The 24,358-nt window shown below is 69.3% G+C and carries 22 protein-coding genes; 9 read left to right on the top strand and 13 right to left on the bottom strand.

What is annotated here, in order from left to right:
* Positions 1–7: 7 nt before the first annotated feature.
* The 4 genes from EOD42_RS21205 to mbfA all read left to right on the top strand — a co-directional run bounded on the left by EOD42_RS21205 (position 8) and on the right by mbfA (position 4,211).
* Entirely contained in the window at positions 8–985 is a 978-nt protein-coding gene (locus EOD42_RS21205; RefSeq protein ID WP_127789580.1) for a Bug family tripartite tricarboxylate transporter substrate binding protein, read from the top strand.
* Between the two features lie 174 nt (positions 986–1,159).
* Positions 1,160–1,897, top strand: coding sequence for an alpha/beta hydrolase (locus tag EOD42_RS21200; RefSeq protein ID WP_127789579.1), 738 nt, complete (start codon positions 1,160–1,162; stop codon positions 1,895–1,897).
* A 43-nt stretch (positions 1,898–1,940) separates the two neighbouring features.
* A complete protein-coding gene (locus tag EOD42_RS21195) occupies positions 1,941–3,194 on the top strand; it encodes an Hsp70 family protein (RefSeq protein WP_127789578.1) in 1,254 nt (417 codons plus the stop codon).
* A gap of 60 nt (positions 3,195–3,254) precedes the next feature.
* Positions 3,255–4,211: an iron exporter MbfA gene (mbfA, locus tag EOD42_RS21190; RefSeq protein ID WP_127789577.1), complete on the top strand. Its 957-nt coding sequence runs from the start codon at positions 3,255–3,257 to the stop codon at positions 4,209–4,211.
* Between the two features lie 263 nt (positions 4,212–4,474).
* Here the strand turns inward: mbfA and EOD42_RS21185 are convergent, their stop codons facing one another.
* Both EOD42_RS21185 and EOD42_RS21180 read right to left on the bottom strand, forming a co-directional pair.
* The gene (locus tag EOD42_RS21185) at positions 4,475–5,524 is read right to left on the bottom strand and encodes an LLM class flavin-dependent oxidoreductase (protein WP_127789576.1); all 1,050 of its coding nucleotides are present in this window, start codon (positions 5,522–5,524) and stop codon (positions 4,475–4,477) included.
* A gap of 115 nt (positions 5,525–5,639) precedes the next feature.
* Entirely contained in the window at positions 5,640–6,302 is a 663-nt protein-coding gene (locus EOD42_RS21180) for a GntR family transcriptional regulator (protein ID WP_127789575.1), read from the bottom strand.
* A 53-nt stretch (positions 6,303–6,355) separates the two neighbouring features.
* On the opposite strand from EOD42_RS21180, the gene tcuA reads away from it, so the two are divergent.
* The 4 genes from tcuA to EOD42_RS21160 all read left to right on the top strand — a co-directional run bounded on the left by tcuA (position 6,356) and on the right by EOD42_RS21160 (position 10,900).
* On the top strand, positions 6,356–7,753 hold the full coding sequence (tcuA, locus tag EOD42_RS21175) for an FAD-dependent tricarballylate dehydrogenase TcuA (RefSeq protein ID WP_127789574.1): 1,398 nt from the start codon (positions 6,356–6,358) through the stop codon (positions 7,751–7,753).
* A gap of 13 nt (positions 7,754–7,766) precedes the next feature.
* The gene (gene tcuB, locus EOD42_RS21170) at positions 7,767–8,864 is read left to right on the top strand and encodes a tricarballylate utilization 4Fe-4S protein TcuB (RefSeq protein ID WP_127789573.1); all 1,098 of its coding nucleotides are present in this window, start codon (positions 7,767–7,769) and stop codon (positions 8,862–8,864) included.
* Between the two features lie 108 nt (positions 8,865–8,972).
* Positions 8,973–10,460 (top strand): peroxidase family protein, encoded by a 1,488-nt coding sequence (locus EOD42_RS21165; protein WP_127789572.1) that lies wholly within the window; start codon positions 8,973–8,975, stop codon positions 10,458–10,460.
* Between the two features lie 14 nt (positions 10,461–10,474).
* Positions 10,475–10,900 carry a hypothetical protein gene (locus EOD42_RS21160; protein WP_127789571.1) on the top strand — a complete coding sequence of 142 codons (426 nt, stop codon included), beginning with the start codon at positions 10,475–10,477 and terminating at the stop codon, positions 10,898–10,900.
* 257 nt (positions 10,901–11,157) lie between these two features.
* Here the strand turns inward: EOD42_RS21160 and EOD42_RS21155 are convergent, their stop codons facing one another.
* The 5 genes from EOD42_RS21155 to uraH all read right to left on the bottom strand — a co-directional run bounded on the left by EOD42_RS21155 (position 11,158) and on the right by uraH (position 16,800).
* On the bottom strand, positions 11,158–12,072 hold the full coding sequence (locus EOD42_RS21155) for an NAD(P)-dependent oxidoreductase (protein ID WP_206020424.1): 915 nt from the start codon (positions 12,070–12,072) through the stop codon (positions 11,158–11,160).
* On the bottom strand, positions 12,062–14,023 hold the full coding sequence (locus tag EOD42_RS21150) for a BTAD domain-containing putative transcriptional regulator (RefSeq protein WP_164868058.1): 1,962 nt from the start codon (positions 14,021–14,023) through the stop codon (positions 12,062–12,064). Before EOD42_RS21150 ends, EOD42_RS21155 begins: the two co-directional genes overlap by 11 nt.
* Before the next feature lie 91 nt (positions 14,024–14,114).
* Entirely contained in the window at positions 14,115–15,269 is a 1,155-nt protein-coding gene (locus EOD42_RS21145) for a YcaO-like family protein (protein WP_127789569.1), read from the bottom strand.
* The gene (locus tag EOD42_RS21140) at positions 15,266–16,444 is read right to left on the bottom strand and encodes a urate hydroxylase PuuD (protein ID WP_127789568.1); all 1,179 of its coding nucleotides are present in this window, start codon (positions 16,442–16,444) and stop codon (positions 15,266–15,268) included. The genes EOD42_RS21145 and EOD42_RS21140 overlap by 4 nt, the downstream gene beginning before the upstream one ends.
* The gene (gene uraH, locus EOD42_RS21135; RefSeq protein ID WP_127789567.1) at positions 16,444–16,800 is read right to left on the bottom strand and encodes a hydroxyisourate hydrolase; all 357 of its coding nucleotides are present in this window, start codon (positions 16,798–16,800) and stop codon (positions 16,444–16,446) included. The genes EOD42_RS21140 and uraH overlap by 1 nt, the downstream gene beginning before the upstream one ends.
* A 112-nt stretch (positions 16,801–16,912) precedes the next feature.
* On the opposite strand from uraH, the gene EOD42_RS21130 reads away from it, so the two are divergent.
* Positions 16,913–18,196, top strand: a complete 1,284-nt coding sequence (locus EOD42_RS21130; protein ID WP_127789566.1) for a M20 family metallo-hydrolase — start codon at positions 16,913–16,915, stop codon at positions 18,194–18,196.
* Positions 18,197–18,459: 263 nt separating this feature from the next.
* On the opposite strand, the gene serS is transcribed toward EOD42_RS21130, so the two are convergent.
* The 6 genes from serS to EOD42_RS21100 all read right to left on the bottom strand — a co-directional run bounded on the left by serS (position 18,460) and on the right by EOD42_RS21100 (position 24,170).
* The gene (serS, locus tag EOD42_RS21125; protein ID WP_127789565.1) at positions 18,460–19,707 is read right to left on the bottom strand and encodes a serine--tRNA ligase; all 1,248 of its coding nucleotides are present in this window, start codon (positions 19,705–19,707) and stop codon (positions 18,460–18,462) included.
* A 1-nt stretch (position 19,708) separates the two neighbouring features.
* Positions 19,709–20,476: a twin-arginine translocase subunit TatC gene (tatC, locus tag EOD42_RS21120; RefSeq protein WP_127789617.1), complete on the bottom strand. Its 768-nt coding sequence runs from the start codon at positions 20,474–20,476 to the stop codon at positions 19,709–19,711.
* A gap of 54 nt (positions 20,477–20,530) precedes the next feature.
* Positions 20,531–21,205, bottom strand: coding sequence for a Sec-independent protein translocase protein TatB (gene tatB, locus EOD42_RS21115; RefSeq protein WP_127789564.1), 675 nt, complete (start codon positions 21,203–21,205; stop codon positions 20,531–20,533).
* An 87-nt stretch (positions 21,206–21,292) separates the two neighbouring features.
* Positions 21,293–22,351, bottom strand: a complete 1,059-nt coding sequence (locus tag EOD42_RS21110) for an ABC transporter ATP-binding protein (protein ID WP_127789563.1) — start codon at positions 22,349–22,351, stop codon at positions 21,293–21,295.
* 205 nt (positions 22,352–22,556) lie between these two features.
* Entirely contained in the window at positions 22,557–23,774 is a 1,218-nt protein-coding gene (gene acdA, locus EOD42_RS21105) for a 3-sulfinopropanoyl-CoA desulfinase (protein WP_127789562.1), read from the bottom strand.
* Between the two features lie 108 nt (positions 23,775–23,882).
* A complete protein-coding gene (locus tag EOD42_RS21100) occupies positions 23,883–24,170 on the bottom strand; it encodes a hypothetical protein (RefSeq protein ID WP_127789561.1) in 288 nt (95 codons plus the stop codon).
* Between the last annotated feature and the right edge of the window lie 188 nt (positions 24,171–24,358).

Here is a 24,358-nt window from a genome sequence, read left to right as displayed (position 1 = left end):
TTATCGCGTGACCGCACATCGTTTTCGCTCGCTGCTCGGCGGGCTTGCCCTGGCTTGTGCCGCCGCCCTGCCGGCAGCCGCACAGAACTTCCCCGATCGGCCCATCAGGCTGATCGTCCCCTTCGGGCCTGGCGGCGGCACCGACCTGATCGCGCGGATCGTTGCCGAGCGGGCCGGTGCGGCGCTGGGCCAACAGATGGTGGTGGAGAACCGCCCCGGCGGCGGCGCCACGGTGGGGATCGTCGCCCTCGTGCAGTCGCGCCCCGACGGCTACACCCTGGCCGTCTGCCCGCCGATCTGCGCGACGGCGCAGAGCCTATACAACCCGCCCCCCTTCAACGCGGAGCGCGACCTGGCCCCCGTCACCTCCCCGGCGGAGCTGCCGCTGGTGCTGGTGGTGCCGCGCAGCCTGAACGTGACGGATGCGCGCGGCCTGCTGGCGGCCGCACGCGTACGCCAGGGCGGGCTTTCCTTCGCCTCGCCGGGTGCGGGTTCCTCGGGCCATCTGGCAGCCGAGGTGTTCCACCGCGCCAGCGGCACGCAGATGGTGCATGTGCCCTATCGTTCGGGTGCCGCCGCGCTGACCGACATCGTGGCCGGCCGGGTGGATTTCTATTTCGACACGGTGGCGAGCGCGCTCGCGCAGATCCGCGCCGGAGAGGTGGTGGCGCTGGGCGTGACGGGCACCGCCCGCGTGCCGCAGCTGCCCGATGTGCCGACCATGGGTGAGGCCGGGGTGCAGGGCTTCGACTTCCCCTCGCCGCGGCTGCGTGTCGTGGCGCCCGCCGGCACGCCTGCCGCCATCCTGGCGCGGCTGAACGCGGCCTTCACCACGGCGCTGGCCGACCCGGCCCTGCAGGCGCGCATCCAGGATGCGGGCGGCAAGGCCGCGGGCGGCACCGCCGAGGAAACCCGCGCTGAGCTGAATGAGGAAGCCGGGCGCTTCGGCCGGCTGATCCGGGAGATCGGCATCACCGCCGAATGAGACAACGGGGCGGTGGGCCCTGCCAGTCCACCGCCCCGCCTGTCAGCGCCGGCAGGCATGGAACCGCCGGCACCTGTTCCAACCGCCGAGACCGGCGCCGGTTGCCCCTGGGCATCCCCGACCGACATCATCGCGTCGCGTGACCACCCGCCCAACCCGGCCTAGAATGCGGCCATGGAAGAAATCGCCAGCACCATCGCCGCAGACGGCACGCCCATCGCCTATCGCCGCGTCGCCGGCAAAGGGCCGGGAATCCTGTTCCTGGGCGGGTTCAAATCCGACATGGCAGGCACCAAGGCCGAGGCCCTGGCCGCCTTCGCCATCCGCACCGGGCGCGCCTTCTGCCGCTTCGACTACGCGGGCCACGGTGAATCCGGCGGCAAGTTCGAGGAAGGCTGCATCTCCCGCTGGGCCGGCGATGCGCTGATGGTGCTGGATACGCTGACCGAGGGGCCGCAGATCCTGGTCGGTTCCTCCATGGGCGGCTGGATCGCCTGCCTGCTGGCCAAGGCACGGCCGGAGCGCATCCACGCGCTGGTGGGCATCGCCCCCGCGCCTGATTTCACCGAGGACCTGATGTGGGCCCAGTTCCCGCCCGAGATCCGCACCACCATCGCGCGGGAAGGCGTGTGGTACCGCCCCAGCGAATACGGCGATGCCTATGCCATCACCCGCCAGTTGATCGAGGACGGCCGCAAGAACCTGGTGATGAAGGAGGCGCTGGAGGCGCCCTTCCCGGTGCGCATCTTGCAGGGCATGGCCGATCTGGACGTGCCCTGGCGCCATGCCGTGCGCCTGGCCGAGCACATCACCGGAGAGGACGTGCGCCTCACGCTGATCAAGCACGGCGACCACCGCCTGTCGCGCCCGCAGGACCTGGCATTGCTGGAGGCGGAAATCTCCGCGCTCTGAGGGCTTGCCAAACCGGCGTGCGCACTGTTCAAGGCGCCCCCTCATGAGCACGCCCAACGCCCCCATCATCGGTATCGATTTCGGCACCACCAACAGCGTCGTCACCGCCATCATGCCCGATGGCGGGGTCGAGGTGCTGAAGCACGACACGGCGGAGGTGTTCCGCACCGTGCTGTGCTTCTGGCTCGGCGAGACCGGGCGGGTGGAGCATGCCGCCGGCCCCGCCGCCATCGAGGCCTATGTGGAGGATCCGCTGGAAAGCCGGCTGATCATGTCCATCAAGAGCTATCTGGGCAGCCGCAGCTTCACCGAGACGCGCATCTTCAACCGCCCCTGGAGCCTGGAGGGGCTGGTCGGCCTGTTCATCTCCGAGCTGCTGAAGCCGTTCCGGGACCGCATCGCGGGCGCGCGGGTGGTGGTGGGCCGGCCCGTGCGCTTCGTGGGCGACAATGCCGACGACGCGCTGGCCGAGGCGCGGCTGAAGGGCGGCATGGGCCAGGCGGGGCTGCATGACGTGCAGGTGGCCCTCGAACCCGCGGCCGCCGGCCACCGCTTCGCCAGCACGCTGGATGCACCCGCCACCGTGCTGGTCGCCGATTTCGGCGGCGGCACCAGCGACTTCTCGGTCATGCGGTTCGAGCCTGGGCCACCGCGCCGGGTGACCGCGCTCGGCCATTCGGGCGTCGGCATCGCGGGCGATGCGTTCGACTACCGCATCATCGACAATGTGGTCTCGCCGCTGCTGGGCAAGGGCGACAGCTACACCGTCATGCGCAATCCGCTGCCGGTGCCGGTGAACTGGTATGCCAGCTTCGCGCGCTGGCACCTGCTTTCCCTGATGCGCGCGCCGCGCACCATGCGGGAGATCGCGGATGTGATGCGCACCGCCGAACACCCCGAGAAGCTCGCGCATCTGGTGCGGCTGATCGAGGATGAGGTGGGCTATGCGCTGTATCGCGCGGTCTCGGGCGTGAAGGCGGCACTCTCACGCGCGGAGGAAGCCCGGCTGCAGTTCAGCCATGATGGCTTCGTGATCGACGAGCCGATCCGGCGCGCGGATTTCGAGAGCTGGATCAGGCCGGAACTGAGCCGCATCGGCGGCGCGGTGGACGCGGCGCTGACGGATTCCGGGCTGGACGCCGGCCAGGTAGACCGGGTGTTCCTCACCGGCGGCACCTCCCTGGTGCCGGCCGTGCGCCGGCTGTTCACCGACCGCTTCGGAGAGGAGCGCGTGGTCGCTGGTGGAGAATTCGTCTCAGTTGCAGAAGGCCTTGCATTAATTGGAAAAAATGGGTAGAAGTACCCTTCCGTAACTGCGTCCGAGCGCCCACTCTGTGTGTCAGCACAGGAGGCATGGATGCTGAACTTCTCCGAGCTGAACGAACGTGAGGTGCTGGCGCTAGCCGTCTCCCTTGAGGAAGACGACGCCCGCTTCTATCGCGACATCGCCGAGGTCCTGCGGGAAGACCACCCCGCCAGCGCGCAGATGTTCGACGCCGTGGCGGAGGAGGAGGACGGCCACCGCCACCGCCTGCTGACCCTGTATCGCCAGCGCTTCGGCGACCACATCCCGCTGTTGCGCCGCGCCGATATCAAGGGCTTCGTCCACCGCGAGCCCGTCCGCAGCGCCAAGCGCATCGCCCCGGATGAGGCCCGCCAGCGCGCCGCCATCATGGAGGCGGAGACCCGGCGCTTCTACCTGGAAGCCGCGGGACGCAGCACCGATGCCGGCACCCGCCAGCTGCTGGGCGACCTGGCCGCCGAGGAAGGCCGCCACGAGGCAAAGGTGGAGCGACTGGAATCGGAGCTGGTGCCCGAGCATGTGGCCCAGGACGAGGCCGAGACGAGCCGCCGCCTGTTCGTCCTGCGCTATGTCCAGCCCGGGCTGGCGGGGCTGATGGACGGCTCGGTCTCCACCCTCGCGCCCCTGTTCGCAGCGGCCTTCGCCACCCATTCCTCGTGGGAGACCTTCCTGGTCGGCATCGCCGCCTCACTGGGCGCCGGCATCAGCATGGGCTTCGCGGAGGCGCTGTCCGACGACGGCTCATTGACCGGACGCGGCAGCCCCTGGATGCGCGGCGGCGTGTGCGGGGTGATGACGACCGTGGGCGGGCTGGGTCACGCCCTGCCCTATCTGCTGCCGAGCTTCACGGCAGCCACCATCCTGGCCTTCCTGGTCGTGATCGCGGAACTGATCGCCATCGCCTGGATCAGGAACCGCTACATGCACACGCCCCTGCTGCCCACGCTGGTGCAGGTGGTGCTGGGCGGCGTGCTGGTCTTCGCCGTGGGCGTGCTGATAGGCAGCGCCTAGGGGCGCGCTGGGGGCTTTGCCCCCCAGACCCCGACCAAGGGCTCTGCCCTTGGAACCCGCCAAAGGCCGAGAGGCCTTTGGAAACCGGGAGCTGAAAGTTCGGGAAGGGGCCGCGTGGGCGCGTGGGGCCAGAGCGCGTTCGCTGCCCCTTCCCAAACTTTCAGAATACTCAAGGGGGTCCAGGGGCCACAGGCTCCTGGCGGGGGTGCCGGGGGCAGCGCCCCTGGCTGGGGGCCCGGGGGCGAAGCCCCCGGAGCGCGCCCTCAAGCCGCCAGCGCCGCGCCTTCCTGGCGCAGCCGCGGCAGCACGTCGCGGCCGAAGCGTTCGATGGCGGCCAGCACCTTGCCCTGTTCCAGGCCGGTGAAGCCCGAGTAGATGCTGAAATGGCTGGGGCGCAGCACGGCCATGTCATTGGCCAGGATGCGGGCCACCTTCTCGGCGGAGCCGATCGGCGCGTTCTCCAGCAGCCAGTCGATGCTGGGCTCCCCTTCATAGGGGATGGAGCGCATCAGCACGCCGTCGCGCGGCGGCACGGGGTCGCGCAGGGAGAGCGTGGTGCGGGCCAGGCGCAGCAGCCCCTCGGCGGCGCGGCGCTGCTCGGCGGCATCGTCGGTCACGAAGACATAGCGCTGCAGGCCGAGCGGCAGGTCGCGGCCGGTGAAGCCCGCGTCGCGCCAGGGCTTCTCGGACTTCGCCTTCAGCGCCAGCGTGTCCTCCGCGCGGCGGAAGCCCTGGCTGACGAAGGCGGTGGCGTTGCCGGTGCGGGCGGCACGGGCCAGCAGCGCGGGTTCAGTGCCGGGGATGAAGATCGGCGGCATCGGGTGGCCGTGGATGCAGATGGGGCTGTCGGGCACCTGGAAATGCTTGCCGTCCAGCTTGATGCGGCCGGTGGTCAGGCCCTGCTCCAGGATGTCCCACTGTTCCTGCATGATCTCGGTGCGCTGGGCCAGCGGCACGCCATAGCTGGTGAATTCATGCGGCTGGTGGCCGGTGCCGATGCCCAGCCAGAAGCGGCCCTGGGTCAGCTCGATCGCCATGCCCACTTCCTGGACCATGCGGATCGGGTTGTGCAGCGGCGTGACCAGCACGGCGGGGCCGAGCTTGATGCGCTTCGTGAGGGCGGCCGCGTGGGCCACCATCATCAGCGGCGAGGCGCAGACAGAGGCCGAGGTGAAGTGATGCTCGGCGAACCAGGCACCGTCGAAGCCCAGCTTCTCGGCCAGCGGCACGGCGGCGCTGGTCAGGCTGAACACATGGGCCGGGGTTTCCTCCGCATTGTTCAGCGACATCAGGTTGAAAAGGGCGAATTCCATCGGCAGGTCCCCGGGCTTTGCTGCGGCAGCGAAGAGTATGACGGCCGCGCGGCGCGGGCATGACGGAAAACCGGCCTAGCCGCTATGCCTCCGGAGGCATGGCCGGCCCTGCCGTTCAGGCATTACCGGGCGCTGCTATCGGCAGCCCGCCCTGCTCCGCCAGCCAGGCCAGCCGATGGCGCAGCGCGGCGCGGGCATGGGCACGGGCGGCTTCCTCGGCGGCGGGCTGGTCGCGGCGGGCCAAGGCCTGGACCAGCGCCTGATGCTCCGCATGCGCCTGTTCGGCACGGCCGCCCCGGGTCAGCAGAGAGGGCAGCAGCGCCATGGTGGCGCCCAGCTGCTCCAGCGATTTCAGCAGGTAGCGGTTGTGCGCGGACAGATACATCAGCCCGTGCAGGCGCTGGTTGATGGCGGCCAGGCGGGGGGCATCGTTGAAGACGGCGGGCTCGCCGGCCACCACCTCCTCCATCGCCGCCAGTTCCGTGGCGCTGGCGTGCTGGGCCGCGAGGCGGGCGGCCGCACCCTCCAGGATCTCGCGCATCACATAGAGTTCCACGACGCCCGCGTGGTCCGGCCGCGTGACGGCCAGCGCGCCGCCTTCCCGGCTCAGCAGCCCCTCGGCCTCGAGCCGGGCGATGGCGCGGCGGATCGGCGTGCGGGAGACGCCGAAGCGCGCCGCCAGCTCCATCTCCGTCACGCGCAGGCCGGGGCTGAGGCTGCCGCTGGCCAGTGCCGCGCGCAGCAGCGTGTAGGTCTGTTCGGCGAGATCTGAGCTCATGCTGGGCTTTTGCCATCTGGACAGGGCTGGATACAACTGGATACAACAAGCCCATGCCCGATTTCGACAAACTGTGGGACGTTCTGGTGGTGGGTGGCGGCAACGCGGCGCTGTGTGCCGCGATCACCGCGCGCCGCGCCGGTGCCTCCGTCATCGTCGCGGAACACGCGCCCAAGCACATGCGCGGCGGCAATTCGCGCCACACCCGCAACGTGCGCTCCCTGCACCCGGCACCGACCGACGTGCTGACCGAGAGCTATCTGGAAGACGAGTATTGGGACGACCTGCTGCGCGTCACCAAGGGCCGCACGGATGAGCATCTGGCCCGCACCTGCATCCGCGCCAGCCAATACGCGCCGGAATTCCTGCAGAGCTGCGGCGTGGTGTTCCAGCCCTCGCTGTCGGGCACGCTGTCGCTCAGCCGCACCAACGCCTTCTTCCTGGGCGGGGGCAAGGCGCTGGTGAATGCGGTCTATCGCACGGCCGAATCGCTCGGCGTGGAACTGCTGTATGACTGCGAGGTCCAGCACATCCACATGGAGGGCGGGCACGCCACCGAAGCCATCGTGAACCACAAGGGCTTCCCGCAGCGCATCCGCTTCAAGGCGGTGATCGCGGCGTCCGGCGGCTTCCAGGCCAACCGCGACTGGCTGCGCAAATACTGGGGCGATGCGGCCGACAACTTCCAGATCCGCGGCACCCCCTATGCCCAGGGCAAGATCCTGAAGGACCTGCTGGCACAGGGCATCCAGGAGGTCGGCGACCCCACCCAGTTCCACGCCGTGGCCAATGATGCCCGCGCGCCGATGGAAGATGGCGGGCTGGCCATGCGCCTGGACTGCGTGCCGTTCTCCGTCGTGGTGAACGAGAATGTCGAGCGCTTTTACGATGAGGGCGAGGACACCTGGCCCAAGCGCTATGCCATCTGGGGGCGGCTGATCGCGCAGCAGCCCAACCAGCGCGCCTTCGCGATTTCCGACGTGAAGGCGATCAACGACTACCTGCCCAGCGTCTTCCCGCCGATCCGCGCGGACACGATCGGGGAGCTGGCGCAGAAGCTCGGCCTGGATGTCGCGAAGTTGGAGGCGGTGGTCGCCGACTACAACGCCGCCGTCCGGCCCGGCACCTTCAATGGCCAGAAGCTGGACGATTGCTCGACCGAGGGGCTGACGCCGCCGAAATCCCATTGGGCACGGCGCATCGACACGCCGCCCTTCCACGCGCACCCGCTGCGTCCGGGCATCACCTTCACCTTCCTGTCGGTGAAGGTGAACGACCGCGCGCGGGTGGTGATGGCCGACGGAACGCTGGCCAGCAACCTGCTCGCCTGCGGGGAGATCATGTCGGGCAACATCCTGGGCCAGGGGTATCTGGCCGGCTTCGGCATGGCGATCGGCACCAGCTTCGGCCGCATCGCCGGCGAAGAAGCCGCCAAGACCGTGCTGAACTGAAGGGGGGCTTCCGATGAACGCCGAGACCGAAGCCACCGCCGACGCCCGTCGGATGATGGAAATCTGCAACGCCTGCCGGTACTGCGAAAGCTACTGCGCGGTGTTCCCCGCCATGACGATGCGCCGCGATTTCTCGCTGGGCGACATCACCCACCTGGCGAACCTCTGCCACGGCTGCAAGGGCTGCTACCACGCCTGCCAGTACGCGCCGCCGCATGCCTTCGGGGTGAACATCCCGCAGGTCTTCGCGGAGGTGCGGCAGGAAAGCTACGCGGCCCATGCCTGGCCCGAGGGCGCGGGGCGGTTGTTCGAGAAGAACGGCACGCTGGTCACGGCGGTCGCCGTGTTCGGCGCGACGCTGGCCATGCTGCTGTCGGTGCTGCTGGTCGATCCCTCGGTGCTGACCAGCGCCCAGCGCGGGCCGGGCGCCTTCTTCCGCGTGGTGCCGCACTGGCTGATGATCCTGCTGGGCCTCGGCACCTTCGGCTGGGCCATCCTGGCCATGGTGATGGGCGGCATCCGCTACTGGCGCGCGACCGGCGCCTCGGCTTCGCAGCCCGGCCCCTATGCGGCGGCGGTGGCGGCGCATGACATCGCGACGCTGCGCAACCTGGGCGGCGGCGGGCATGGCTGCAACGATGTGGATGACAGCTTCTCGATGCAGAAGCGGCTGTTCCACCAGGCGCTGTTCGGCGGCTTCATGCTGTGCTTCGCGGCCACCTGCGTGGGCACGATCTATCACTACTTCTTCGGCTGGAAGTCGCCGCACGCCTTCCTCAGCCTGCCGGTGCAGCTGGGCTTCTGGGGCGGGCTGTTCATGTGCGTGGGCGCCATCGGCCTGACGCGCATCAAGATCATCACCGACCCCGTGCCGGTGGCGCGCCGCCTGCTGGGCGGTGAGTTCGCCATCCTCGGCCTGCTGTTCCTGATCGCGGCCACCGGGCTGCTGCTGCTGGCGCTGCGCCACACCGGGGCCATGGGCATGATGCTGGCGCTGCATCTGGGGCTGGTGTTCAGCTTCTTCCTGCTGATGCCCTACAGCAAGATGGTGCATGGCGTGTATCGCGGCCTGTCGCTGCTGCGCCACGCGGCAGAGAAGAAGAAGGCCTGATTACTCGCGGGATGGTTGTCCATCCCCCATTCTGACGTTGACGTGAACCCGTTCCGACGGCCCACTCCCGCGCATGCGTTGGAAAGGCGGAACGGTTTGAGCGGGGTGATGCAGGGGCTTCATGGCGGCGCGCCGCCGGCCGGGGGTGCTACGCCGGGGCGGCTGGACCGCATGCCCCCGGGCTACCGGCACATCCTGCCGCATGGGCCCAACCTCGCCCAGGAACGCCACCCCTCTGACCGCCTGGCCCGGCTGGCCACCCGCATCAGCGTGGAGCGCCAGCGCGAGAACCCCGACATCCCTGCCGGCTACACCTATTTCCTGCAGTTCGTGACGCATGACTGCGTGTTCACCGACATCCCCTTCTGGGCAGCCGAGGCCGCGGGCGAGCCCCCGGGCAATGAGCGCCTGCGCGCGCTGAACCTGGACACGCTGCATGGCGGCGGCCCCACCTCATGCCCGCATGCCTATGTGCCGGCGCGGGACCGGGCGCTGATGCGTCTGGGCTGCCCTGCTGCGACCGCGGCGCGGGACGTGCCGCGCATCTCCCCTGAATCCGGCGGGCCGCTGACCGACACGCTGCTGGCCGACCCGCGCAATGACGACAACGCGCTGCTCGGCCAGATGACGGTGCTGTTCCACATCGCCCACAATGTGGTGGTGGGGCTGGAGGGCGGGCTGTTCGCACCGGCCCGTGCCCGTCTGCGTGCGTTGTACCGCCGGCTGATCCGCGAGGACCTGATGCCGCGCATCCTGGCGCCCGAGATCCTGGCCTATTACCAGGGCGGGGGCGCCACGCTGAACGAGGCGCACAGCGAGGAAGTGCCGATCGAGGCCAGCCACGGCGTGTTCCGCGTGGCCCATGCCATGGTGCGCGAGACCTACAACGTGAATGAACCGGCGCCCGCCGAGGGGCTGCCGCTCGCCGAATCCCTGCGCCACAGCGCCGCGCGCTATCCGAAGCTGCTGCCCATGCCCGCGACCTGGATCGCGCGCTGGTCGAACTTCTTCGACGGGCTGGGCCGGCCCGCGCAGCGCGCCATGCGCTTCGCCCCCTGCTATGCGCCCCCGCTGCAGACCGCGAGCTTCTTCCCCGCCGTGGACGCGACCGGCCGCGCCGGCCTGCATTACCGCGACATGCTGAGCGCCGAGGCCGGCAGCCTGTGGTCGCTCGAGGACCTGATCGAGGACATGGTCGGCCACCATTTCGGCAAGGACGACCCGCGCAGCAAGGCGCTGAACGCGGGGCCGCTCGGCACGCCCGACGCCCGGCGCAAGGCCATGCTCGACTGGCTGCTGAACGACGGCAGGCCGGGCGCCCTGGACAGCGAGGACGCGGCACGCATCGCGGCCGACCCGCCGATGCCCTTCTGGCTGATGCTGGAGGGGCTGGTCGCGGGCGGCGGCACGCGGCTCGGCCCGCTCGGCTCCATCATCCTGGCCGAGACCTTCTACCCGAACCTCAACGACGCCCAGGCCGCCGACGAGGCAGCCCTGGCCGGCAGCCCGCTCGGCGCCATCCATGACATGGCCGGGCTGATCCAATTCCTTGCCGCCCAACCCGGGCTGCAGGGCGCGACCCCTCCCTTCATCTGAGACAGGAGCACCCCATGCCCGCTTTCGATCCGTTGAACCCGCCCCGCATGAAGATCGACGACTACGAGGCCTTCGGTAAGCTGGTGAAGACTTGGTCCACCCAGGACGCCAAGTATCTCGGCAAGGTCTATCCGGTGCCCCGCAGCCTGGAGGAATTCAAGGCCCAGTGCGCCGAGGCGGGTGTCGGCCTCTCCCTGCCGGACTTCCTGACCGGCTTCTCGGTGTCGATGTTCGACAACAACACCGTCTACATCCGCATCCCGCCCAAGGAGCGCGTGCTGGCCAGCGAAGGCAAGTTCGCCGCCGGCGGCAGCTACAACGTGCCGAGCTTCTACGGCGACTTGGCCTTCGGCGGCGCGACCCCGGCGGTGGACCCGGCGGACCGCATGAAGTTCCACGCCAGCCGCATCGGCGACTACACGATCAGCTACTGCGAGTAATCGCCGGGGGCTTTGCCCCCGCCCACCACCACCAAGGGGCGCTGCCCCTTGGAACCCCGCCAGGACCGTGCTCGGTCCTGGAGCTAGAGCAGTTGGCACCAGACCCTGCCAAGTTTTTCTCATTGAATATTATAATGAAAATGGCGCCCGGCCTGCGAAAGCCGGGCGCCAAACTTCTATCAGGTCCAGGAGATATTATCTCCTGGCGGGGTTCCAAGGGGCAGCGCCCCTTGGCGGGGGAAAGGCAAAGCCGCTGCCTACAGCCCCGACCGCTCCGCGATTTCCTGCCCCAGCGCCGCCACATCCAGCCCGCCATGGCCGGTCTCGACCATCACGCCCAGGGTGCGCGTGGCACTCGCTGCCACCGGCGCATAGACGCCGTTCGCCGCCAGTGCGGCACTCGCCAGCTTCATGTCCTTCAGCATCAGCTCCGCCCGGAAACCGGGCGTGAGGCGCCCCTCCAGCCATCGCAGCGCGTGGTTCTCCAGCACGAAGGACCTGGCGGACCCGCCCAGCAGCGCCTCGCGCATCACCTTGGGGTCCAGCCCCGCCTTGCGGCCCAGCACCAGCGCCTCGAACACCGCATGCATGGTGGAGGAGATGATCATCTGGTTGGCGGATTTGCAGATCTGCCCGGCCCCGCTGGCGCCCAGGCGCGTGATCGTGCCGCCCACCGCCGTCAGGAAGGGGCGCGCCGCCTCGAAGGCCGCGGCCTCGCCGCCCACCATGCAGGTCAGCGTGCCGTCGATGGCGCCCTGCGGCCCGCCCGAGACGGGGGAATCGAGCAGGATCGCGCCGGTCTCGCTTTTGAGCCTGAGCGCGAAGTTGCGCGTCGCCTCGGCGGAAATGGTGGAGAAGTCGATCACCACCGTGCCCTCGGCCACTGTCTCCGCGACGCCGCCCGCGCCGAACAGCACGCGCTCCACATCGGGGGTGTCGGGCACGCAGATGCCGATGATGCTGGCTTCGGACGCGGCGGCCGCCGCGCTGTCGGCCCAGACCGCGCCTTCCACATCCTTGCGGGTGCGGCTGCTCACTGTCAGGCGATAGCCCGCCTTGACCAGATTGGCGGCCATGGCCCGCCCCATGACGCCGAGCCCGATAAAGGCCGCCCGAGCCGGCGGCGCCATACCCAACGCGGCCAGCGTGGCGCCGGCCTCCTCACCATCCATGATGCCTTGCCCCTGCCGATGGTATGCCGGCCCCCGCTATTCCCTGGCGCAGGCGGGACCAGTCCCGTTCCTTGGCGATGGGAAACAGATGCAGGAACCAGGAGCCGATCGCTTCGTCCGTCGGCTCCTCCGTACCATACCACTGCATCCGGGCAGCCGCCAGAAAACCGCGTGCGATCTCGCGCGCCTCCTCCTCGCGGCCAAGGTTGAACAGGGCCGCCGCATGCCAGGCGCGGCTGGGCAGGGCCGCGTTCAGGGTGCGCCCGGCAGCCTCGGCCGCCAGCACGTCGTCACCGCGCAGATAGGCAATGGCGCTCTGATAGACCCAATGCGCCGCATTGGGTGCGGCCGAGAGCTTCAGGCTTTCCTTCGCCAGTTCCGCCGCGTTGTCGTGCTCCCCGCCATAGGCGTTGAACAGGGCGGCGGCCATCAGCGTCCAGGGGTCGAGGGGGTTCAGCTTCACCGCCTCGTTCATGTGGGTGGAGGCGCGGTCATAGCGCTTGGCCATGGATAGCGACCAGCCGAGGCAGAGATGCGCCCGGCTGTCCACGGGGTCCAGCAGCACGGCCTGCTCCGCGCGCTGGATCGCCTGGATCTCCCGCGCGCGGGTGCGGCGCAGGCCGGGATGCGCGATGTGGACCGCGTTGTCCATCTGGGCCAGCGACGAATAGGGCGGCGAATAGGCGGGCGCCTCGCCGATCGCCTCGGTGAACAGGGCTTCGGCCCGGCGCCAGTCCTCGGGGCGGAACATGTTGATGATCTTCTGGCCGCGCAGCCATTTGTCATGGGCGGCCAGGCTGACATCAGGGATGGTATTGGTCTCCGCCAGCCGCGCGGTCGCGATGGAGCCCAGCAGCGAGACGGCGATGTTGGAGACGATCTTGCGCCGGGTCTCGAACCAGTCCTCGAGCGTGAGGGTGTAGCGGTCCGACCAGACCATGACCCGGCTCGCCTCGTCGCGCAGCAGCAGCACCAGGCCGAGCTGCCCGCCCGCCTCCTCGGCCCGCACCTCCAGCGTCATCTGCGTGCCGACGCGCACCATCTCCGAGGTGATCTGCGGCAGCACCGGCCCATCCACGACGAACCATTCGCGGAACCGCGTCAGGCAGGCGATCAGCTCATGCCGGAAGCCATCCACCAGATGCGAGCGTTCCTGGCTGACGCCGAGCGCCATGAAGGGCGGGACCAGGATGGCGAGGCGGACCGGCGTTCTCTCCTTGGCGACCGGGGCAGGCGCGGGCGCGGTGCCCGCCTTGATCTCGGCCACCAGCGCCTGGGTCTGGGCCGAAGGCTCCATGTCATGTTCGAGGGCCAGCGCGTCCCACAGCGTCTCATAGGCACGCAGGGCGCCCGCCGTGTCGCCCCCGGCATGGGCGGCGCGCATCACCTCGCGGCAGGCGGCCTCATGGGTGGCGTCGAGGCGCAGCAGGGCCTGCGCGGCCTCAAGCCTGTGCGAGGCAGTCAGGTCCGTGCGCTGCATCAGCGCCTCAAGCGCGCGCGACCACTGCCGCGTCAGCCCCCGGCGCAGGCCCAGCAGCCAGGTGCGGATGGCGGGGTCAATATCCTCGAACCCCTCCAGCAGCGATTGGGCCAGGGCGGTGCGTTCGATCAGCAGGGGGTGGATGCGGTCCTCCGCCAGCGCGTCCTGCACGGCGCGCAGGTCGGTTTCCACCGGATACAGGCGCAGCGTGTCGCGCTCGGCGGCGAAGGCCTCGGCCCCGCCCAGCTCGGACAAGGCGCCCCGCAGTTCGAACAGCGACTGCCGCAGCGTGCCGCGCGCGCGGTCCTCGTCGGATTCGCTCCAGAGCAGCCCCGCGACGCGCGCGCGCAGCTCACCCGCCTGGCCGGCCATGGCCAGCACGGCCAGCAGCGCCTGCGTCTTGCGGCCGCGCAGGCGCAGTTCCTGGCCGTTCACCTGGGCATCGAAATTGCCCAGCAGGCGGAAGGACATGCCACCCTGCTGCGCCGCCTGTCCTCTGCGTTCCGGACCGTCGGGCATGCGCGTTCTCTATCACGCCCTGCACGGCTGTTAAGTGCCGCTGTTACAGGAGAGATACCGTCGCGACCGGCGGGCCCTGCGTGACGAAACGGGCGGAACGCGGCGAAGCCCCGGGCTGATCGAGGTCTGGCGAGAGCGCGCGCATGACGACCAGGCCCTCGGCCGAAACAGTCAGTGGCAGAAATTTCACACGAATATGTTGCGTTTCCAGCACCTTGAGGATGCTAGCCAATTCCAGCGGCGGCAGGTGCGGGCGTGCGCCCCCCTGCGGGACCAGCCCCGGCATGCCGGCCCGCAGGGCGTCAGCCCGCGCCAGATGCGCCCGGTCCGAGGGGTTGAGCCCCCCCTGCCCTTTCTCATCCGCCTTGCGCCCGATGACGGCCAGGGCCAGCTCCATCTGGGCCATTTCGAGCACGGCGGCGCGTGCGGCGGCGGCCGGAGTCGCGCGGGCCGCGAAACCCAGGCACACCCGTCCGCTCGTTACGCTGTCGGCTGATGCCGCCACCACGACCGGAATGCCGAGCTCCGTCGTCACGTCCAGCAGCCAGGTGGAGCGGGCGGTCGAGCCCTCGCGCAGTTCCGCCAGGGCGCTCGCGGCGCCGGCCGCGTGTTCCAGCGCCAGCGGCGCGGGCGGCCTGCCCCCCTCATACCAGCGCGCCAGCGCGTCGCGCTCCAGCAGCTCCATCAGGGCCGAGAGGCAGGCGCCGGCAGCGTCGCCGGCCACCGCGCAGCCGGCCGAGAGCGGCCAGGGCGGGCGGAACTCGGGCGACGCCCGGCGATGCGTCAGGTCCAGCGGCAGGCCCGGGGCCACGCAATCGACCTCGGCCGGCATTCCAGGCAGGCGGGGCGCCCAGTCCGGGGCCGCGCCGCGCAGCGCCACGGGCGGGGCGGCGGCGAGCGCCGCGCGCTCCATCGCCTCCGCCACGCAGGCCATGAAGGCGGGCCCATGCGCCGTGCCCACGCCGGAGGCAAAGGAAAAGCCCAGGGGCGTCTCGACCTCCGCCCCCCAGGCACACAGGCCGGGCGCCCAGGGCGAGGCCAGCGCGAAGATCCGGCGCAGGGTCGCTGCATGGCGCAGGAAGGGCGCGAGCGCGGCCTCACCGCCCAGGAAGCCCAGCAGCTCCGCCGCGTCGGGGCCTGGCATGCGCTCGCCTTCCAGCGCCAGCGCGGCATCGAGCAGGATCTCGGGCGGGATCACCGGGGGGCGCCCGCGCCGATCCAGGCCAGAAGGGCCGCGCGTTCCTCGGGCGTCAGCCCGGTGGCATTGCCCGGCGGCATGGCCTCGCTGCGCAATTGCGGCTCCATCAGGCGGGCGTTGCGGCGCAGCTGCGCGGGGCTGTGCAGCAGGATGCCCTTGGGCGGGGCGGGGAAAGCCGCATTGCTCGGGCGCGGCGCATGGCATTCGGCACAGCGCTCGGCCGTGATCTGCTGCACGCGGGCGAAGCTCGGCACCTCTGCCGTCACGGCCCGATGCGGTGGCGCGATGAAGGCTGCGACCACACAGACGATGACGATGCCGAACAGCCAGAAATCATAGACCGACAGGCCCTGGTGCCGCAGGTTGAAGAACTGCCGCACCAGCGCGCCCGCCAGCGCCATCGCCACCAGCAACGCCCAGGCCTGCGGGTGCTGCCAGAACATCGGGTAATGCGGGCTGATCATCAGGAAGATGACCGGCAGCGTCATGTAGTTGTTGTGAACGCTGCGCTGCTTGCCCCAACCGCCCCAGCGCGGGTCGATCTCGCGGCCCTCGGCCACCGCCGCCACCATCTTCTTCTGGCCGGGAATGATCACCGCCATGACGTTCGCCGCCATGATGGTGCCGATCATGGCGCCGACCTGCAGATAGGCACCGCGCCCCGAAAACACATGCGTGCAGACCCAGGCCGAGGCAGCGAGCCCGATCACGCCCAGCACCGCCATGGCCTGGCCGTTCTCGCCCACCGGCAGGCGGCACAGCAGGTCATAGACACCCCAGGCCAGCAAAATCAGGCCGATGGAGATGCAGATGGCCTGCCAGGGCGCCAGCTCCATCACATCGGGATCGATCAGGTAGGTGTCGGCCTGCATCCAGTACAGCAGCAAGAACAGCGAGAAGCCGCTGATCCAGGTCCAGTAGGCTTCCCACTTGGACCAGTGCAGGGGCTCCGGCACGAAGCCCGGCCCGCCCAGGAACTTGCGCTTGTGATAGAAGCCGCCGCCATGCACCGCCCATTGCTCGCCGCGCACCAGCGGGTCCTTATCCGCGGGCGGCCGCAGGGACTGGTCCAGGCCCATGAAGTAGAAACTGGCGCCGATCCAGCACATGGCCGTCAAGACATGCAGCCAGCGCAGCAGAAGTGCTGCCCATTCAGCCAGATAGGCGGTGTCCATCAGCTGCCCCGATAGGTGGTGTAGCCATAGGGCGAGCACAGCAGCGGCACATGGTAGTGCTTCGTCACGTCCCAGATGCCGAAGGCGAGCGTCACCTCATCCAGGAAGGGCGGCTCAGGCAGTTCCACCCCGGCCGCGCGGTAATAGGCCGCCACCTGGTAGACGAGCTGATAGCGCCCGACCTCCAGCTCCTCATAGGACAGCAGATGGCCGTCGCCATTCCGGCCGTCGGCGTTGGTGGTGCCCTGCTTCAGCAGGCCGCGCGCGCCGTCGGCGCCCAGCCGGTACAGCGCCCAGCCCATGCCCGCCGCCGGGCAGCCCCGCGCCGTGTCCAGCACATGTGTGGAAAGACCCATCGGATTGCCCCCTTGCCGTGCCCAGGATTCCCGAAGCAGCCGTCGCCGGGCAAGCCTTGATCCAACCCCTCATTGGCCGTAACGCCTGGAACCAGCAGGAAAGGTACTGGCGATGGTGCAGGCGGTTGCCCCCAATCTGGTCGCGGCGGTGAGCGAGGCCCGGCAATGGGACAGGCTGATGGAAATGGCAGCCATCGGCGCCATCCCCGGCGACAGCCCGGAGGACCGCGGCGTGAACCGCCCCTGCCTGAGCCCGGAGGACCGCCAGGCCCGCCGCCTGATCATCGGCTGGGCGGAACAGATCGGCCTGGCCGTCAGCGTCGACCAGCTGGGCAATTTGTTCTTCCGCCATGAAGGCACCGAGGCCGGCGCCGCCCCCGTCGTCTCCGGCAGCCACATGGACAGCCAGCCCAAGGGCGGCCGCTTCGACGGCATCTACGGCGTGATCGCGGCCTTCGAGGCGGTGCAGGCCCTGCGTGAGGCCGGCGTGGCCACCAGGCGCCCCATCGAGGTCGTGGCCTGGACCAATGAGGAAGGCGGCCGCTTCGCCCCCGGCTGCATGGGCAGCATGGCCTATGCCGGCTACGCGCCCCCCAATACCTGGGACGGCATCCGCGACAATGCCGGCATCAGCTGGGCCGACGCGCTGGCCGAACACCAGGCCGCCGAGGCCGACATCACCCGCCGGCCGCTCGGCGTGGTCGAAGGCCAGACGCCCCATGCCTATGTCGAAGCGCACATCGAGCAGGGCCCCGTGCTGGAACAGAAGGGCCTGGACGTCGGCGTCGTCACCGGCATTCAGGGCAGCCGCTGGTTCTCGGTCGAGATCCGCGGCCGCTCGGACCACGCGGGCACCACGCCGCTGTCGGTGCGCCGCGACGCCATGCAGGACGCCATCCGCGCCATCACCGCGCTGAACACGCTGATGCGCGACCCGACCGACGTGCTGCGCTTCACCGTGGCCCGCATGGAGGTGTTCCCCAACGCCTCCAACTCGGTCGCCGACCTCGTGCGCTTCTCCATCGACTTCCGCCATCCGGACAACGCGGTGCTGCAGGCGCGCGGCAATGCCATCGAGGGCGTGATCCAGGCGGCACTGACCACCTGCACCGCCACGCTTTCCGAACGCTTCCACGCGACACCCGCGCAGTTCGCGCCGCTGGTAACGGATGCCGTGCAACGCGCGGCCGAAGCGCAGGGGCTGGGCTGGCTGCGCATGCCCTCCGGCGCCTTCCACGACGCCCAGTTCATGGTGCCGCTCTGCCCGACCGGCATGATCTTCGTGCCCTGCCGCAACGGCGTCTCCCACAACCCGGCCGAATACTCGACGGCACCGCAACTCGCCGCCGGCACGCGCGTGCTGGCGCAGGTATTGGCGGAGCTGGCGAACGGGTAAGGTTGCACTCCGGGGGTTTCACCCCCGGACCCCGACCAAGGGCTCTGCCCTTGGACCCCGCCAAAGGCCGAAAGGCCTTTGGAAACCGGGGGCTGAAAGTTTGAGGAAGGGGCTGTGACGGTCCCCTGGCCCGAGGCGCGCTCGGCGCCCCTTCCTCAAACTTTCAGAAGACTCGTGGGGGTCCAGGGGCCACAGGCTCCTGGCGGGGTGCAGGGGCGGCGCCCCTGCGCGGGGGTTCGGGGGCAAGGCCCCCGAAGCGCGCCCTACCCGATCGTCTCAGCCCCGCCCATATACGGGCGCAGCACGGGCGGGATGGTGATGGAGCCGTCCGGCTGCTGCCAGGTTTCCATCACCGCGATCAGGGCACGGCCGACGGCCGTGCCGGAACCGTTGAGGGAGTGGATGAACACCGTTTCCTTGCCGCGCTTGAAGCGGGTGTTCATGCGCCGCCCCTGGAAGTCCCGGGTGTTGGAGCAGGAGGAGATTTCGCGCCAGGCCTTCTGCCCGGGCAGCCAGACTTCCAGGTCATAGGTGCGGGCGGCGCCGAAGCCGGTGTCGCCGCTGCACAGGAAGACGCGGCGCCAGTTCAGGCCGAGTTCGGTCAGCACGCGTTCGGCGCAGCCGGTCATGCGCTCATGCTCGGCGGCGCTGTCCTCGGGCCGGCAGATGGAGACCATCTCGACCTTCTGGAACTGGTGCTGGCGCAGCATGCCGCGCGTGTCGCGCCCGGCGCTGCCGGCCTCGGAGCGGAAGCAGGGGGTCAGCGCCGTGTAGCGCAGCGGCTCCGTGGGCTCGGGGATGATCTCGCCGAGGGAGAGGGCCGTCAGCGGCACTTCGGCGGTCGGGATCAGCCAGCGGCCGTCGGTCGTGCGGAACAGGTCTTCCGAGAATTTCGGCAGCTTGTCGGTGCCATAGGCAGCCGCGTCGTTCACCATCAGCGGCACGGCGCATTCGGTGTAGCCGTGCTCGGTGGTGTGCAGGTTCAGCATGAACTGGCCGAGCGCGCGTTCCAGCCGCGCCAGCGCGCCCTTCAGGATCACGAATCGAGAGCCCGCCACACGGGCCGCGGCCTCGAAATCCATCAGGCCGAGCGCCTCGCCCAGCTCGTAATGCTCGCGGGCGCCGGGCAGCTCGATCGCCTCGCCATGCTGCTTCAGCACGACATTGGCGGTCTCGTCGGCGCCGTCGGGTACCTCGGCGTCCAGGATGTTGGGCAGGCGGGCGAGCAGGTCTTCCAGCTTCGGGCCCAGCTCGTCCGTGGCCTCGATCAGGTTGCGCAGGTCGCGCGCCTCGTTCTCGAGTGCGGTGGTGTCCTCGCCGCCGCGCTTCTTCTGGCCGATCTCCTTGGCCAGGGCGTTGCGGCGGGACAGGGCTTCCTGCTGGCGGGTCTGGAAGGCGCGGCGCTCGGCGTCGAGCGCCAGGATATCGGCCGTGACGGGGGCCATGCCCCGGCGGGCCAACGCGGCGTCGAAATCGGCCGGGTTGGCGCGGATGGCGCGGATGTCGTGCATCTTACTCTTCCACGGGGTCGGGCTTGGGCGCCATGATGCTGGCCGCGATGATCGACAGCTCATAGAGCAGGATCAGCGGCAGGGCCAAACCGACCTGGCTGATGATGTCGGGCGGCGTGATGACGGCGGCCACCACGAACATGCCGACGATGGCATAGCGACGGCCCTTGCGCAGGGAGGACACCTGCAGGATGCCCACCTTGCACAGCAGGGTCAGCGCCACCGGCATCTGGAAGGCCAGACCGAAGGCCAGGATCATCTGCATGACCAGGGACAGGTATTCGCTGACCTTGGCTTCCAGCTGGATCGGAATGCCGCCGGAGCCCGGGGGCGTCTCGAAGCTGATGAAGAACTTCCAGGCCAGCGGGAAGATGAAGTAGTAGGCCAGCGCCGCACCCGCCACGAACAACACGGGGGATGCCAGCAGGAAGGGCCGGATGGCCCGCTTCTCGCTGCGGTACAGGCCGGGGGCGATGAACAGCCACAGCTGCGTGGCCCACATCGGGAAGCTGAAGAACACCGCGCCGAAGAACGCCACCTTCAGATAGGTGAAGAAGGCCTCGTACAGCTGGGTGAAGATCATGCGGCGGTCGACGCCGGCGGTGCCGTGCTCGCGCGCCTGCTCGGCCAGGATGTCGGCCAGCGGCTGCGCCAGGAAGCCGTAGATCTTCCCGGAGAAATAATAGCAGATGCCGAAGGCGATACCGAAGGTGACCACCGACCAGAGAAGCCGCGTGCGCAGCTCCATCAGGTGGTCCATCAGCGGCATGGGCTTGTCGTCGATCGGGTCTTCAACCTGCTCGGTGGCCACGATGATCTCTTCTCAGGCTTGGGTGTTGGCCGGGCGGGTTTCCGCCGGCTGGGCCACGACTTCGGGGACGGCCGCGTCAGGCGGAATGACCGAGGGCGCTTCCGCGGCCGGAGTCGCGCCGGCGGGCGTAGCCTCGGTGGAGGTCACTTCGGGCGCGGGCTCCTCGGCCTTCGCTTCCTCCTTGGGCGCCAGCCATTCCTGCGGCGTCAGGGTCGTCGGCGGCAGGAACTCGGGCGCGTTGTCCGTGGTGGCGGCGGTGGCGGGCGGCGGCGGCGGGATATAGGGGGCGAGCGTCGCGGGCGGGATGCAGTCGGGCGCGCCCGGCGTGGTGGCGGCGGTGGCAGGCGGCGTCCAGGAAGGCGTGCTGCTGCTGCCGGACATGCCGTCCATGGCATTGCGGATGGTGCCGTCGCCATCGACGGTCTTCTCCACCATGCCCTTGATATCGAAGCGGCGGATATCGCTGATGGTGTTGCGGACCTCGTGGATCTTGTCGCGCACATCCGTCAGGTTCGCCTCGCGCACCAGCTCATCGGCCTGGGACTGGAAATCGCGCAGCGACTTCTTGGCCTTATTGATGCCGGAGGCGATGCCCTTGATGGCGTTCGGCAATTCCTTGGGGCCGATGACGACAACCGCCACCACCCCGATCAGCGCGATCTCGGACCAAGCCAGGTCGAATAACATTGTCCCTCTCGCGGCGGGAAACCCCGCTTTCTCCGGAATGGTTTGGTTAGCAGCAAGCCTGTGATCTAGGAAGCCTTCGGCCGGAAGTCACCCCGCGCTCGGAGGGGGCTGTTCGGGCGGAAAGAGGAAAGCGCGCTCCGGGTCCGGAATGACGGCCACCATCTCACCGCGCGACAGCCGGGCGCCGGGCGGCAGCCGGGCGTGCAGGTGCATGCCCCCCGCCTCGGTCAGCGAGAGATGCACGAGCGAGGTCGCGCCCAGCAATCTGCTTGCCTCCACGCAGGCGGGCACGCCGCCCGGCGTGCCCAGGGGCGCCAGGCGAAGCCCCTCGGGGCGGATCAGCAGCATGGCCGGGCCATCCGGCAGGCCGGCCTGCATTTCACCCAGCGCGCTGCGCGCGACGCCGCCCGACACCTCGGCCGGCAGTTGGTTCACCTCGCCCAGGAATCGCGCGACGAAGGGCGTGCGCGGGCGCAGGTACAGCGTCTCGGGTGGGCCCAGCTGCTCGACCAGGCCATCCTTCATCAGGGCGATGCGGTCGGCCATGAACATGGCTTCCTCCGCATCATGGGTGACGATCAGCGCCGGGATGCCTGCCTCCTGCAGGACATGCAGCGTGTCGTCGCGCACTTCCTCACGCAGCCGGGCATCCAGGCTGGCGAAGGCCTCGTCCAGCAGCAGCACGGCCGGGCGCGGCGCCAGCGCGCGGGCCAGCGCCACGCGCTGCTGCTGCCCGCCCGAGAGCTGATGCGGCCAGGCCCCCGCCTTCTCGGCCAGCCTGACCCGGCCCAGCGCCTCAGCCACGCGGGCGTCGCGCTCGGCCCGCGACAGGCCGTTGAGGCCGAAGCCGACATTCTCGGCCACCGTCAGGTGGGGAAACAGCGCGTAGTCCTGGAAGACGAAGCCGACGCGGCGCTGCTCGGGCGGGGCTTCGCGCCCTGCCTCGGCCAGCAGCCGGCCGTCGAGGCTGATCCGCCCCGCCTGCACGGCTTCCAGCCCCGCCACCAGGCGCAGCAGCGTGGTCTTGCCGTCACCCGAAGGGCCCAGGATGCAGAGGATCTCGCCCGGGCGGACCTCCAGCGAGATGCCGCGCAGGATCTGCCTGGCCCCGAAGGCGTGGTGAATGTCCTCAAGAAGAAGCGCCATGGATGCGCTTGTCGCCCAGCGGGGCGGTGAGCGCCAGCCCATGGAGGCAGCCGAAGGCATCGAAAAAGTCATTGTTCTTTTTTATAAAAAAGAACCAAAAAATTTTTGTCTGTTCTGTATGGCGCCTTGGAGGACGCCATACATCGATCAGACCATCACTAACGGAGAAAGTCTTTTTGCTTCTTTTTCTTCAGAAAAAGAAGAATCACTCCGCCGCCGCACGCGGCGCGAGCGGCGCTTCCCCGCGCGTCTGCGGCAGCTTCCACCCCAGCAGCTTGCTGGCCACCAGCGTGCGCAGCACCTGCGCCGTGCCGCCGCCGATGGTGAACATGCGCACGTCGCGCGCCATGCGCTCCACCGGGCAGTTCCGCGAATAGCCGCGCGCGCCGAACAGCTGCAGGGCGTCGTTCACGATCTTGATCGACGCCTCCGAGGCAAAGATCTTGGCCTGCGCCGCCAGCTCCGGGTCAGGGAACAGGCTGCCGTTCGGCCCGCGTGAGGAAGCAGCGGCATGCAGCATCAGCCGGGCGGCGGTCAGCTGCGTGCCCATATCCGCCAGCATCCATTGCAGGCCCTGGAACTCGGCGATCGGGCGGCCGAACTGCTCGCGTTCCTTCACCCAGGCCAGCGCATGGTCCAGCGCGCCGGCGGCAATGCCCATGGCCACCGTGCCGGCGCCCACGCGCTGGGAGTTGTAGGCGTTGATCAGCTGCGCGAAGCCGCGCTCGAAGCCGCCCGGCGCACGCAGCACCATGTCGTCGGGCACTTCGAGGTTGGTGAAGGTCAGCTCCCCCTCCGGGATGCCGCACAGGCCCATGGTGGGCTCACGGCGGGTCATCTCCAGGCCCTTCTGGCCACGCTCCGCCAGGAAGCCGCCGATGCCCAGGAAATTGCCGCGCTCATCATGCGCGCGGGCAAAGATCAGATGAACCTTGGAGACGGAGGCGCCGGTGATCCAGTGCTTCACGCCGTTCACCACCCAGCGGTCGCCGCGCTTGTCGGCGCGGGTGTGCATGCCGGTGGCGTCGCTGCCGGCCTCGGGCTCCGTGATGCAGATGGCAGGCTTGTCGCCGGCCAGGACCAGCTTCGAGGCCCAGGCCTTCTGGGCGTCGCTGCCATAGGCCATGATGGTGGAGATGGCGCCCATATTGCCCTCGACCACGATGCGCGCGGTCACGGTGCAGGCCTTGGCCATTTCCTCGACCACCAGGCACACGTCGAGGAAGCTGGCGCCCTTGCCGCCCCATTCGGTGGGAATGGACATGCCCATGAAGCCCGCCTCGGCCAGCTTCTCCACGATGTCCCAGGGGTATTCGCGGCTCTGGTCGATCTCGGCCGAACGCGGCGCCACATGGGTGCGGGCGAATTCCGCCGCGCGGGCGCGCAGTTCCAGGTTCAGGGCGGGAATGGTCCCAAGGGTCATATCGGACGTCTCTCTGGATTTCTTGCCGTCCATAGGACCCAAAACGACAGAAGGCGGCAAGGGGGGCATGGAACCCCCTTGCCGCCTCCGTTCAGTCACGCGGCAGGATCAACCGCCGGCGGACTGGGAACCGAGGGTGGCCGGGCTGTGCGCGGCCTGCACGGCGGGGCCAGGCTCTGCCTGGGCATGCAGCGGAACGTTGCTCAGCGCGCGCGTCTCGGTCGGCATGCCGCTGTTGCCGGTGTTCAGCACCAGTACAGGACCACCGCCCACCAGGTTGTTGCTGGTCACGCGCGGGTAATCGTTCACATACTCACCCTCGGCACGAGCATTGCCCGTGAAACCGACAATGGCCACCGCAGCGGCGACCAGAGAAACCCTGACGATATTCTTCATCTTTGTATCCTTCATGCATTCAGATCCGGCAGCGCGGTGCCCCGTGGCACCGCTCGATCTCTGCTTTGGCTTTCGTCCAACCGGCACGACGGGATACATGGCTTTTCCGTAATCTTTTGTCCACGTTCTGGATTGTAATTTTTTACGTCACGCACGACACAGAAACGGCGCGCCCCGCGAGGGACGCG

This window comes from Rhodovarius crocodyli, from assembly GCF_004005855.1.
Taxonomy (GTDB): domain Bacteria; phylum Pseudomonadota; class Alphaproteobacteria; order Acetobacterales; family Acetobacteraceae; genus Rhodovarius; species Rhodovarius crocodyli.
Note: the sequence above shows the minus strand (reverse complement) of the source record. Positions and strands in the feature narration are given on the sequence as shown.

Coding starts and splice junctions, on each gene's coding strand:
- mbfA (WP_127789577.1), top strand. CDS start 3,255: ATGCTGAACTTCTCCGAGCTGAACGAACGTGAGGTGCTGGCGCTAGCC.
- EOD42_RS21155 (WP_206020424.1), bottom strand. CDS start 12,072: ATGGATGGTGAGGAGGCCGGCGCCACGCTGGCCGCGTTGGGTATGGCG.
- EOD42_RS21185 (WP_127789576.1), bottom strand. CDS start 5,524: ATGGAATTCGCCCTTTTCAACCTGATGTCGCTGAACAATGCGGAGGAA.
- serS (WP_127789565.1), bottom strand. CDS start 19,707: ATGCACGACATCCGCGCCATCCGCGCCAACCCGGCCGATTTCGACGCC.
- EOD42_RS21165 (WP_127789572.1), top strand. CDS start 8,973: ATGCAGGGGCTTCATGGCGGCGCGCCGCCGGCCGGGGGTGCTACGCCG.
- uraH (WP_127789567.1), bottom strand. CDS start 16,800: ATGGGTCTTTCCACACATGTGCTGGACACGGCGCGGGGCTGCCCGGCG.
- EOD42_RS21100 (WP_127789561.1), bottom strand. CDS start 24,170: ATGAAGAATATCGTCAGGGTTTCTCTGGTCGCCGCTGCGGTGGCCATT.
- EOD42_RS21150 (WP_164868058.1), bottom strand. CDS start 14,023: ATGTCCTTCCGCCTGCTGGGCAATTTCGATGCCCAGGTGAACGGCCAG.
- tcuA (WP_127789574.1), top strand. CDS start 6,356: ATGCCCGATTTCGACAAACTGTGGGACGTTCTGGTGGTGGGTGGCGGC.
- acdA (WP_127789562.1), bottom strand. CDS start 23,774: ATGACCCTTGGGACCATTCCCGCCCTGAACCTGGAACTGCGCGCCCGC.
- tatB (WP_127789564.1), bottom strand. CDS start 21,205: ATGTTATTCGACCTGGCTTGGTCCGAGATCGCGCTGATCGGGGTGGTG.
- EOD42_RS21180 (WP_127789575.1), bottom strand. CDS start 6,302: ATGAGCTCAGATCTCGCCGAACAGACCTACACGCTGCTGCGCGCGGCA.
- tcuB (WP_127789573.1), top strand. CDS start 7,767: ATGAACGCCGAGACCGAAGCCACCGCCGACGCCCGTCGGATGATGGAA.
- EOD42_RS21160 (WP_127789571.1), top strand. CDS start 10,475: ATGCCCGCTTTCGATCCGTTGAACCCGCCCCGCATGAAGATCGACGAC.
- EOD42_RS21130 (WP_127789566.1), top strand. CDS start 16,913: ATGGTGCAGGCGGTTGCCCCCAATCTGGTCGCGGCGGTGAGCGAGGCC.
- tatC (WP_127789617.1), bottom strand. CDS start 20,476: ATGCCGCTGATGGACCACCTGATGGAGCTGCGCACGCGGCTTCTCTGG.
- EOD42_RS21195 (WP_127789578.1), top strand. CDS start 1,941: ATGAGCACGCCCAACGCCCCCATCATCGGTATCGATTTCGGCACCACC.
- EOD42_RS21140 (WP_127789568.1), bottom strand. CDS start 16,444: ATGGACACCGCCTATCTGGCTGAATGGGCAGCACTTCTGCTGCGCTGG.
- EOD42_RS21110 (WP_127789563.1), bottom strand. CDS start 22,351: ATGGCGCTTCTTCTTGAGGACATTCACCACGCCTTCGGGGCCAGGCAG.
- EOD42_RS21200 (WP_127789579.1), top strand. CDS start 1,160: ATGGAAGAAATCGCCAGCACCATCGCCGCAGACGGCACGCCCATCGCC.